Below are 9934 nucleotides of genomic sequence, written 5' to 3'. Positions count from 1 at the left end.
CGGGGCAGAAGCATCACACCGCGTCGCTCCCTACCATGCTTGTCGATAAGCTTCAGGAAGAACCACTTCCAGCTGCGAACGAACCGAACCCCGCTCGCTGCGAGCCATCGATTTTGGATCTTGTCCGACAACGGTCACTCATGAAACGCCCACGGACGCCTGCGGGAAGCATCACTTCGGCCGGCCGCCGCCCAGCGCACGCGACCGGCGCAGATCGACCCAAAGCTATCTCTCGACTTGGCGGAAAGCAGACGTTCGGCGTATTTTTTTCAAGCCTTAACGAGAATGCCGCCGCCGTCCAAGCCATTCAATGCCGACCTGAAATAGTAACCAGGTACCACACCAAGCGGCCCCGATGCTACGCATCATCGACTGCGTGCGCTGAATATCGGCAATGTTCTTGTTAATCACCTGCTGCGTCAGCCGATATACCTCTACGCCGGAAATCAGTAGACGGGCCGGGTGATCGCTGCAGAACTCGGCCCGTACCGGTTCACCGACATGCCTCCGAACGAGTTTACGGTCAAAAGGCGCACAAGCTCCTTTGACGCATCGTGAAACCAGTACGGCGTGACCGTTGCCATCCTGCACGAAATAGGAGTCTTGGATTTGGGACAGATTCCCGATCACCGTCTGGCTCGGCATGACATTTCCAGAACCGTCAACATTGCACATGTCGCTCAGTCGAGCAGGAGGCATGGGTACTATTGCCGGCGACCATTGCACCATTGCCAATAGCCCACCGCAAGCCACGACGATGCTGACTGGCCGGAGCTTTTTAGCGTCGAAAATTGTTGCCATAGCTGTGCAGTGATGGTCGCGGGTTTGAGTTCTTCCACTGAACTCTTGCGCTTTCGCGTAGCCAGTTTTTGACCATAATGGCCTGACATGATGTCATGAACCGAGCATCTGCTCGGTCGTGGATTTTCGTCGAGTTTGACTCGTCCGTCGAACGTTGCTTCCTGGCCGAACGCGGCCGGCCGCCGCCCTGCAACGCGCGACCGGCGCCGATCGACCCCGAGCGGTCAATCATCCCTCCCTAAAGCGGCCGCTCAGGCGTTCCGGTTGCATGGGATTCTACTTCGATGAAAGGAATCCCGTTCTTACCCAAAAAAAAGATGCTTACGACCCAAAGCTGGCGCCAATGCAAGTCGACAGCAGGCGCTCAGAATCTTCATCCATACGTGAAAACCCGCTCGCACGCACTGCCGTTCATGGGTAAAGTGAAGCAACGTGACTTCAGCCAGCACTCGTGCGGGCTGTTACACGGCAACGCTGTTGTCCTGAAACCAAGTTAGAAGGTACTCGCACACTGTAATTTTTTAACCACAAAGGAGAGCATTCATGGCACTTAAACCAGGACCAAAGCCGATAGCAAAATCAACAGGGAAACCGGATCAGCGCCGCCGTGATAACAAGACCACACCAGGAAATACACCATCCCTCAAACCCAGCAAATCTAGCAATCCCCCAAAGAGTAAATGACAGGGGCTCTAGTTAATTTGCCCTTCTAACCCGGCAGTCGATCGGATCTGCGCGAAATGCCGCGCAGGCCGGTCACTTCTACGTTGGATGACAGCTCTTGAGCGATGATCCGACCGGCTGCTTTTGGCCGAACTCGGCCGACCGCCACCCGTTGCGGTCATTCTGACGACAGGTCGAGGCCCTTCCTAGCCGGGCCTCTCTGAACCAGATTCAGCCTCCGAGCCTCGCAGTGCTTATAATCAAACAATGGTTACTATTCGAAATTCCCGTCCCGAAGAAGGCGCTCGTGCCTTTGAAATTTGGCGCCGTGCAGTTGACGCTACACATGATTTCCTGTCCCCCGAGGACCGCAAAGCCATTGACGATTTGGTCTGTGACTTCCTCCCGAAAGCTCCGCTATGGTTGGCAGTGGATGCCAATGATTACGCCCAGGCATTCATGCTCATCGACAACGGCCACATGGAGGCACTGTTCGTTGATCCAGCCTGCAGAGGGACTGGCATTGGTGCAGCCCTAGTCCGTCATGGCCTGAAGCTTCACCCCAAAATGACAACCGATGTCAATGAGCAGAACGGTCAAGCCGTTGGTTTTTACGAAAAAATGGGTTTCAAACGGACGAGTCGCTCTCCACTGGATGGACAGGGAAGACCATATCCACTCATTCATTTGGAGTACACCGGCGTCTAAGTGTCTGCTCATGGCCGCTTGTTGTCCTATATGCCCGCCCGGGATCGGACCACTTGCGGTCCATCGTCCTCCTGCGGAATAGTCATTCGCGCGGCATTAAGAGTTAGACCAAAACTCGTTTTTCTCCCACTGCGGTCGCGGTACCGTCGAAAACGCCGCCCGAACGAGGCCGATGGACCCTTGCTGCATGTACATCGTAGCCATCGTGCCGAACCGGCGATCGGCGGACGAAATCGAACCGCTCTTGGGCATGAAAAACGGGTATAGAAATGGATTAATGTCCTCAACCCCTTTCAGTCCAATCCCCCGACAGTGCCCCATCGGGCGGAACACCGCCTCGCCACTCGGATCAGCCACGTATCTCCAATAAACCCCGCGCAGTCCGATAAAAGTCGAGCTGCTTTGCGCATATGCTACCGGAACCCCTAATAAGCCCCAAAGCGCAACCAAGATGAGCGTGTTTCTTCAAGGGTTTTTTTCCGTGATTGTTCACATCGAGCACGCAGGGTTGTGTGTGACGGCGAGATTGCTGGAGCAAGCGTCGTGATTGTGCCCTCAGGAAAACCCTGATCGACTCAGGCAGGCCACCCGTTTCAGCCGGATTTCCCCCTGCCGAAAGTAGCCGCGTCGCGCCTCGGCCAAGCGATACCCCGACCACGCCCGACCGCGCTCCAGCAAGCCTCCCAGCCCCGCATACCCAGCAAAAAAGGTATGGCGCCCCACAATATTCCGCGTCCCAAAGCGAATTTCAATACCCACCAGGTATCAAAAACCGCGCCCAAAAGTATTGGACGCTCCATTTCCCCGCCGCGTATAAATCCGTTCCATGAACTCCCCACACGCAGCGCACCCCATGTCCCCGATCACCATCGAACGCATTGAAACCCGCCTCGTCGACCTGCCGACGATCCGTCCGCACAAGCTGTCGGTCGCCACCATGCATGGCCAGACGCTGATGCTGGTGAAGGTGCTCTGCAGCGACGGCGTGACCGGCCTCGGCGAAGGCACGACGATCGCCGGGATGGCCTACGGCCCGGAAAGCCCCGAAGCGATGAAGCTCGCGATCGACGCGTACCTCGCGCCGGCGATCATCGGCCAGGACGCGACGCGCATCCAGACGCTGATGGCGTTCCTCGGCAAGCTCGCGAAGGTCAATCACTTCGCGAAGAGCTCGCTCGAAACCGCGCTGCTCGACGCGCACGGCAAGCGTCTGGGCGTACCGGTCAGCGAACTGCTCGGCGGTCGCCGGCGTGATCGCCTGCCGGTCGCCTGGACGCTCGCATCGGGCAACACGGCGACCGATATCGCCGAGGCCGAGCGGATGCTCGACCTGCGCCGTCACAACGTATTCAAGCTGAAGATCGGCGCGAAGGCGCTCGCCGATGACATCCGGCACGTGGCCGAGATCAAGCGGGCGCTCGGCGAGCGCGCATCGGTGCGCGTCGACGTGAACATGGCGTGGAGCGAAACGCAGGCGGCGCGCGCGATTCCGGCGCTGGCCGATGCCGGTTGCGAACTGGTGGAGCAGCCGGTGGCGTCGGCCGCGGCGCTCGCGCGGCTGATGCGCCGCTTCCCGGTCGCGCTGATGGCCGATGAAATCCTGCAGGGCCCGGACAGCGCGTTCGAGATCGCGAAGCATCACGGCGCGGACGTGTTCGCGATCAAGATCGAGCAGAGCGGCGGCCTCTTTGCCGCGCAGCGCGTCGCGGCGATCGCGGATGCAGCCGGCATCGAGCTGTACGGCGGCACGATGCTCGAAGGCGCGTTCAGCACGGTCGCGTCCGCGCATCTGTTCGCGAGCTTCGCGAACCTGCAGTGGGGCACCGAACTGTTCGGACCGCTACTGATCACCGAAGAAATTCTCACGACCCCGCTCGACTACAGCGATTTCGAATTGACCGTGCCGAGCGGCCCGGGCCTCGGCATCGAACTCGACGAAGCGAAGATCGCGCGCTTCACCCGCGACGGGCTGACGAAAGTCTCCCGCTAACCCGCGCTAACCGATTACGTATCAGGACATCACGATGCTTTTCCACGTACGCATGGACGTCAACCTGCCGGCCGACCTGCCGGCCGCGGTCGCCGACGAGATCAAGGCCCGCGAGAAGGCGTACTCGCAGGCGCTGCAGCGCAGCGGCAAGTGGCGTCACATCTGGCGCATCGCTGGCGAATACGCTAACTACAGCGTGTTCGACGTGTCGGGCAACGCCGAGCTGCACGACATCCTGACCGGCCTGCCGCTGTTCCCGTACATGAAGATTTCGGTGACGCCGTTGTGTCGCCACCCGTCGTCGATACACGACGACGACGTTTGAGCCACGGAGTCGCTCGTTCTCGACAGCGAGCACCCGGGTCACGATTCCCCCAAATACACGTGGAGACACCATCATGAGCGTCAAAGTTTTCGATACGAAGGAAGTGCAGGATCTGCTGAAGGCCGCGTCGAACGCGGGCGCGAACGGCACGCAGGCCGGCAACGCGCGCACGCAGCAGATCGTGCAGCGGCTGCTCGGCGACCTGTTCAAGGCGATCGACGATCTCGACATCACGCCCGACGAAGTGTGGGCCGGCGTGAACTACCTGAACAAGCTCGGCCAGGACGGCGAAGCGGCGCTGCTGGCGGCCGGCCTCGGCCTCGAGAAGTATCTCGACATCCGGATGGACGCCGAGGACGAGGCGATCGGCCTCGACGGCGGCACGCCGCGCACGATCGAAGGCCCGCTGTATGTCGCCGGCGCGCCGGTGCGCGAAGGCGTCGCGAAGATCGACCTCGACGCGGACGAAGGCGCGGGCCCGCTCGTGATCCACGGCACGGTCACGGGGCTCGACGGCAAGCCGGTGGCCGGCGCGCTGGTCGAGTGCTGGCACGCGAACTCGCACGGCTTCTATTCGCACTTCGACCCGACCGGCAAGCAGAGCGATTTCAACCTGCGCGGCGCGGTGAAGACGGGCGCGGACGGCAAGTACGAATTCCGCACGCTGATGCCGGTCGGCTACGGCTGCCCGCCGCAGGGCGCGACGCAGCAGCTGCTGGATCGCCTCGGCCGTCACGGCAACCGCCCGGCGCACGTGCACTTCTTCGTGACCAGCGACGGTCACCGCAAGCTGACGACGCAGTTCAACATCGACGGCGACCCGCTGATCTGGGATGACTTCGCGTATGCGACGCGCGAGGAGCTGATTCCGCCCGTCACCGCCAAGACTGGCGGCGCCGCGCTCGGGCTGAAGGCCGACGCGTACCAGGACGTCGAGTTCAACTTCGTCCTGACGCCGCGCGTCGAGGGCAAGGACAACCAGATCGTCGAACGCCTGCGCGCTTCCGCCACGGCATAACCGCCCGACGGCGCGGCGGCGCGCTTGCGCCGCCGGCCGGGCTCCCGCGAGATTCAATCGATACCGATGCGAGCGTGCTTGCAGGACCCGGCACGCGCACAGGAGGAACCAACATGTCCGCCACGATCGACCCCACCACCGAACTGGACCACCTGCTCGCCACCGCCGTGCAGGACGACAAGGAAGCCGGCATCTTCCGCTGCCGCCGCGACATCTTCACGAACGAGGCGCTGTACGCGCTCGAGATGAAGCACATCTTCGAGCGCAACTGGGTGTACCTGGCGCACGAGAGCCAGATCCCGAACAACAACGATTACTACACGACGTGGATCGGCCGCCAGCCGGTCGTCATCACACGCGACAAGGCCGGCGAGCTGCACGCGGTGATCAATGCGTGCGCGCACAAGGGTGCGATGCTGTGCCGCCGCAAGCACGGCAACAAGGGCAGCTTCACGTGCCCGTTCCACGGCTGGACCTTCTCGAACACCGGCAAGCTGCTGAAGGTGAAGGACGAGAAGACGACCGAGTATCCGGTGCAGTTCAACACGCACGGCTCGCACGACCTGAAGAAGGTCGCGCGCTTCCAGAGCTATCGCGGCTTCCTGTTCGGCAGCCTGAGCGACGACGTGCTGCCGCTCGAGGACTACCTCGGCGAGGCGCGCGTGATCATCGACCAGATCGTCGACCAGGCGCCGAACGGGCTCGAAGTGCTGCGCGGCAACTCCTCCTACATCTACGAAGGCAACTGGAAGATGCAGATGGAGAACGGCTGCGACGGCTATCACGTGAGCACCGTGCACTGGAACTACGCGGCGACGATGGGCCGCCGCAAGGAAGACGGCACCAAGGCCGTCGATGCGAACAGCTGGAGCAAGTCGGTCGCGGGCGTGTACGGCTTCGACAACGGCCACATCCTGCTGTGGACCAAGACGATGAACCCGGAAGTGCGGCCGGTGTACCAGCACCGCGACGAGATCGAGGCGCGCGTGGGCGCGGCGCAGGCCGACTTCATCGTGAACCAGACGCGCAACCTGTGCGTGTACCCGAACGTGTTCCTGATGGACCAGTTCAGCACGCAGATCCGCGTGGTGCGTCCGCTCGGCGTCGACAAGACCGAAGTCAGCATCTTCTGCTTCGCGCCGAAAGGCGAGAGCGAAGCCGACCGCACGACGCGGATCCGCCAGTACGAGGATTTCTTCAACGTGACCGGGATGGGCACGGCCGACGATCTCGAGGAATTCCGCGCGTGCCAGGCCGGCTACGCGGGCATCACGGCGATGTGGAACGACCTGTCGCGCGGCGCGCCGCTGTGGGTCCACGGGCCGGACGAGAACGCGAAGAAGATGGGGCTGAACCCGCGCATTTCGGGCGAGCGCAGCGAGGACGAAGGGCTGTTCGTGTGCCAGCACGAACACTGGGTGCACGTGATGCGCGATGCACTGAAGAAGGAACGCGCGGAGGTGGCGGCATGAACATCGATTACCGGACCATTTGCGCGGCGCTGTATCGCGAAGCGCGCCTGCTCGACGATCGCGAGTGGGACGAGTGGCTGACCTGCTACACGGAGGACGTCACGTACTGGATGCCCGCGTGGGACGACGACGACCGGCCGACCGACGATCCGCAAAGCGAGATCTCGCTGATGTACTACGCGGATCGCGGCGGCCTCGAGGATCGCGTGTTCCGGATCAAGACCGAGCGCAGCGGCGCGTCGACACCCGAGCCGCGCACCAGCCACAACGTGACGAACGTCGAGGTGCTGGCCGAGCGCGACGGCGAGGTGGACGTGCGCTACAACTTCGACACGCTCAACCATCGCTACCGCGTGACCGATCACTACTTCGGCACGATGTTCGTCACGCTGCGCAAGGTGAACGACGCGCTGCTGATCTCGCACAAGAAGATCGTGCTGAAGAACGACTATATCCGGCAGGTGCTCGACGTGTATCACGTCTGACGCCGATTGTTTCGACAGTAACCGAGGGAGACGAGGTCATGTCCACCTACAAGATTGCACTGAACTTCGAGGACGGGGTCACCCGCTTCATCGACTGCAAGGCCGGCGAGAAGGTGCTCGACGCCGCGTTTCGCGCGAAGATCAACCTGCCGATGGACTGCTCCGACGGCGTGTGCGGCACCTGCAAGTGCCGCGCGGAAAGCGGCAGCTACGACCTCGGCGACGACTACATCGACGACGCGCTCACCGAGGACGAGAAGGACGGCGGCCTCGTGCTGACCTGCCAGATGGTGCCGCAAAGCGATTGCGTGATCGCGGTGCCAACCTCGTCGGTCGCGTGCAAGACCGGCCACAGCGCGTTTGCCGCGACCGTGACGCGGGTCGAGCCGCACAACGACGCGGCGATCGTGCTCGAGCTCGACGTCGACGCGGCCGCGCCGGCGTTCCTGCCCGGCCAGTACGTGAACATCGGCGTGCCGGGCAGCGGCCAGCACCGGTCCTATTCGTTCTCGTCCGCGCCGGGTGACACGAAGATCGGATTCCTGATCAAGAAGATTCCCGGCGGCGTGATGAGCACGTGGCTCGAATCGGCGGCGCCCGGCGACACGCTCGAGCTGACCGGGCCGCTCGGCAGCTTCTACCTGCGCGACGTCGCGCGGCCGCTGCTGTTCCTCGCGGGCGGCACGGGCCTCGCGCCGTTCCTGTCGATGCTGGAGGCGCTCGCGCGCAGCGGCTCGCAGCAGAAGGTGCACCTGATCTACGGCGTGACGCGCGATCTCGACCTGGTGCTGGTCGACGCGATCGAAGCGTATGCGGCGAAGCTGCCGAACTTCAGCTTCGCGACCGTCGTCGCCGATGCGGCGTCGAGCCATGCGCGCAAGGGCTGGGTCACGCAGCACATTCCGGCCGACGCGCTGAACGACGGCGACGTGGACGTCTATCTGTGCGGGCCGCCGCCGATGGTCGATGCGGTGCGCCAGTACTTCGACGATCAGGGCGTGAAGCCCAACAGCTTCCACTACGAGAAGTTCACGCCGAACGTGACGACGGCAAAGGCGGCATGACCATGCAACGATTCTCCGGAAAGGTCGTCGTCGTCACCGGCGCGGCGCAGGGCATCGGTCGCGGCGTCGCGCTGCGCGCGGCGGCCGAGGGCGGCCGCGTGCTGTTCGTCGATCGTGCGGAATTCGTGGCCGAGGTGGCCGCCGAAGCGCCGGGCGGCGACACGGCCGGTTTCGTCGCCGATCTCGAAACCTACGACGGCGCGCACGCGGCGATGGCGTTCGCGGTCGCGACGTTCGGCCGGATCGACGTGCTGATCAACGGCGTCGGCGGCGCGATCCGGATGCGGCCGTTCGCCGAGTTCGAGCCCGCGCAGATCGACGCGGAAATCCGCCGCTCGCTGATGCCGACGCTCTACAGCTGCCACGCGGTGTTGCCGCATCTGCTGGCCGGGGGCGGCGGCACGATCGTGAACGTGTCGTCGAACGCGACGCGCGGGATTCGCCGCGTGCCGTACTCGGCCGCGAAGGGCGGCGTCAATGCGCTGACGGCGGCGCTCGCGATGGAATACGCGGAGCATGGCATCCGCGTGGTCGCGACCGCGCCCGGCGGCACCGCAGCGCCGCCGCGCCGCGTGCCGCGCAATGCGGCCGGCGACAGCGAGCAGGAACAGGCGTGGATGGCCGAAGCAGTGCGGCAGGTGACCGACTCGACGTTCTTCAAGCGCTACGGCAGCCTCGACGAACAGATCGCGCCGATCCTGTTCCTCGCGTCCGACGAAGCGAGCTACATCACCGGCACGGTGCTACCGGTCGCGGGCGGCGATACGGGTTGAGCGGCGCACCGCTTGCCGAACCGTGGTTCATGCGTGCATGCGCCGCAGCCGCGCGGGCACGCTATCCGACACTTACCTAATCGGCCGGCGCCGCGAGCCCGGCCACGGAGACACTCATGCGCGAAGGCGAAGCGATCATTCCGGCCGGAATGGAGGCCGTGTACGAAAAAATCGGCTATGCACCGGCGATCAAGGTCGGCGATACCGTCTACGTGTCCGGCCAGATCGGCCGTGACGCCGCGATGCAACTGGTGGAAGACCGCGAAGCGCAGATCGTGCAGGCGTTCGAGAACCTGAAGCGCGTGCTGGAGGCCGGCGGCGCTTCGCTCGACGACGTGGTCGACCTGACGACCTTCCATACCGACATGCGCGACCTGCCGCTGTTCCTGCAGGTGCGCGACCGCTATTTCCATGCGCATCCGCGGCCGGCGTGGACCGCCGTCGGTGCGCACATGCTGGGCGGTTCGCCGGGCTATATCGTCGAGATCAAGGCGGTGGCGGTGCTGTAACCGAACACGCGGCACCCGCGCTTCGCGAACTTCTCGGCGGCGGCGCGCCCGATGCCCGACGACACGCCGGTCACGACGACAACGATGGGGTTCGACATGGCTGCTTCCTTCGATACGTGAACGGGC

10 protein-coding genes and 1 pseudogene are annotated in these 9934 nt (G+C 63.4%); 9 read left to right on the top strand and 2 right to left on the bottom strand.

What is annotated here, in order from left to right; genetic code table 11:
• Window positions 1–276: 276 nt before the first annotated feature.
• Window positions 277–645 carry a hypothetical protein gene (locus BAMB_RS35780; RefSeq protein ID WP_126224943.1) on the bottom strand — a complete coding sequence of 123 codons (369 nt, stop codon included), beginning with the start codon at window positions 643–645 and terminating at the stop codon, window positions 277–279.
• Window positions 646–1731: 1086 nt separating this feature from the next.
• On the opposite strand from BAMB_RS35780, the gene BAMB_RS34780 reads away from it, so the two are divergent.
• The 9 genes from BAMB_RS34780 to BAMB_RS32740 all read left to right on the top strand — a co-directional run bounded on the left by BAMB_RS34780 (window position 1732) and on the right by BAMB_RS32740 (window position 9808).
• Window positions 1732–2172, top strand: a complete 441-nt coding sequence (locus BAMB_RS34780) for an acetyltransferase (protein ID WP_011661454.1) — start codon at window positions 1732–1734, stop codon at window positions 2170–2172.
• An 853-nt stretch (window positions 2173–3025) separates the two neighbouring features.
• A complete protein-coding gene (locus tag BAMB_RS32775; RefSeq protein ID WP_041491843.1) occupies window positions 3026–4162 on the top strand; it encodes a muconate/chloromuconate family cycloisomerase in 1137 nt (378 codons plus the stop codon).
• Window positions 4163–4196: 34 nt separating this feature from the next.
• Window positions 4197–4487 (top strand): muconolactone Delta-isomerase, encoded by a 291-nt coding sequence (gene catC, locus BAMB_RS32770; protein ID WP_011661452.1) that lies wholly within the window; start codon window positions 4197–4199, stop codon window positions 4485–4487.
• A 73-nt stretch (window positions 4488–4560) separates the two neighbouring features.
• Window positions 4561–5505: a catechol 1,2-dioxygenase gene (gene catA / locus BAMB_RS32765; protein ID WP_011661451.1), complete on the top strand. Its 945-nt coding sequence runs from the start codon at window positions 4561–4563 to the stop codon at window positions 5503–5505.
• Window positions 5506–5618: 113 nt separating this feature from the next.
• Window positions 5619–6977: a Rieske 2Fe-2S domain-containing protein gene (locus BAMB_RS32760; RefSeq protein ID WP_011661450.1), complete on the top strand. Its 1359-nt coding sequence runs from the start codon at window positions 5619–5621 to the stop codon at window positions 6975–6977.
• Entirely contained in the window at window positions 6974–7462 is a 489-nt protein-coding gene (gene benB, locus BAMB_RS32755; protein WP_006753839.1) for a benzoate 1,2-dioxygenase small subunit, read from the top strand. Before BAMB_RS32760 ends, benB begins: the two co-directional genes overlap by 4 nt.
• Before the next feature lie 38 nt (window positions 7463–7500).
• A complete protein-coding gene (gene benC / locus BAMB_RS32750; RefSeq protein ID WP_011661449.1) occupies window positions 7501–8526 on the top strand; it encodes a benzoate 1,2-dioxygenase electron transfer component BenC in 1026 nt (341 codons plus the stop codon).
• Window positions 8523–9299 carry a benzoate diol dehydrogenase BenD gene (gene benD, locus BAMB_RS32745; protein ID WP_011661448.1) on the top strand — a complete coding sequence of 259 codons (777 nt, stop codon included), beginning with the start codon at window positions 8523–8525 and terminating at the stop codon, window positions 9297–9299. Before benC ends, benD begins: the two co-directional genes overlap by 4 nt.
• A 116-nt stretch (window positions 9300–9415) precedes the next feature.
• Complete coding sequence (locus tag BAMB_RS32740; RefSeq protein ID WP_011661447.1) at window positions 9416–9808, top strand: RidA family protein; 393 nt, start codon at window positions 9416–9418, stop codon at window positions 9806–9808.
• Here BAMB_RS32740 and BAMB_RS35095 read toward each other — a convergent pair.
• Window positions 9808–9906: pseudogene (locus BAMB_RS35095) on the bottom strand (SDR family NAD(P)-dependent oxidoreductase); the annotation flags it as partial. The gene BAMB_RS32740 and the pseudogene BAMB_RS35095 overlap by 1 nt on opposite strands.
• Window positions 9907–9934 lie beyond the last annotated feature (28 nt).

Source organism: Burkholderia ambifaria AMMD (assembly GCF_000203915.1).
Classification (GTDB): Bacteria; Pseudomonadota; Gammaproteobacteria; order Burkholderiales; family Burkholderiaceae; genus Burkholderia; species Burkholderia ambifaria.
This window is presented reverse-complemented; position numbering and strand designations above follow the sequence as displayed.

Coding starts and splice junctions, on each gene's coding strand:
- BAMB_RS35780 (WP_126224943.1), bottom strand. CDS start 645: ATGCCGAGCCAGACGGTGATCGGGAATCTGTCCCAAATCCAAGACTCC.
- BAMB_RS32740 (WP_011661447.1), top strand. CDS start 9,416: ATGCGCGAAGGCGAAGCGATCATTCCGGCCGGAATGGAGGCCGTGTAC.
- BAMB_RS34780 (WP_011661454.1), top strand. CDS start 1,732: ATGGTTACTATTCGAAATTCCCGTCCCGAAGAAGGCGCTCGTGCCTTT.
- benB (WP_006753839.1), top strand. CDS start 6,974: ATGAACATCGATTACCGGACCATTTGCGCGGCGCTGTATCGCGAAGCG.
- benC (WP_011661449.1), top strand. CDS start 7,501: ATGTCCACCTACAAGATTGCACTGAACTTCGAGGACGGGGTCACCCGC.
- benD (WP_011661448.1), top strand. CDS start 8,523: ATGACCATGCAACGATTCTCCGGAAAGGTCGTCGTCGTCACCGGCGCG.
- catC (WP_011661452.1), top strand. CDS start 4,197: ATGCTTTTCCACGTACGCATGGACGTCAACCTGCCGGCCGACCTGCCG.
- BAMB_RS32775 (WP_041491843.1), top strand. CDS start 3,026: ATGTCCCCGATCACCATCGAACGCATTGAAACCCGCCTCGTCGACCTG.
- catA (WP_011661451.1), top strand. CDS start 4,561: ATGAGCGTCAAAGTTTTCGATACGAAGGAAGTGCAGGATCTGCTGAAG.
- BAMB_RS32760 (WP_011661450.1), top strand. CDS start 5,619: ATGTCCGCCACGATCGACCCCACCACCGAACTGGACCACCTGCTCGCC.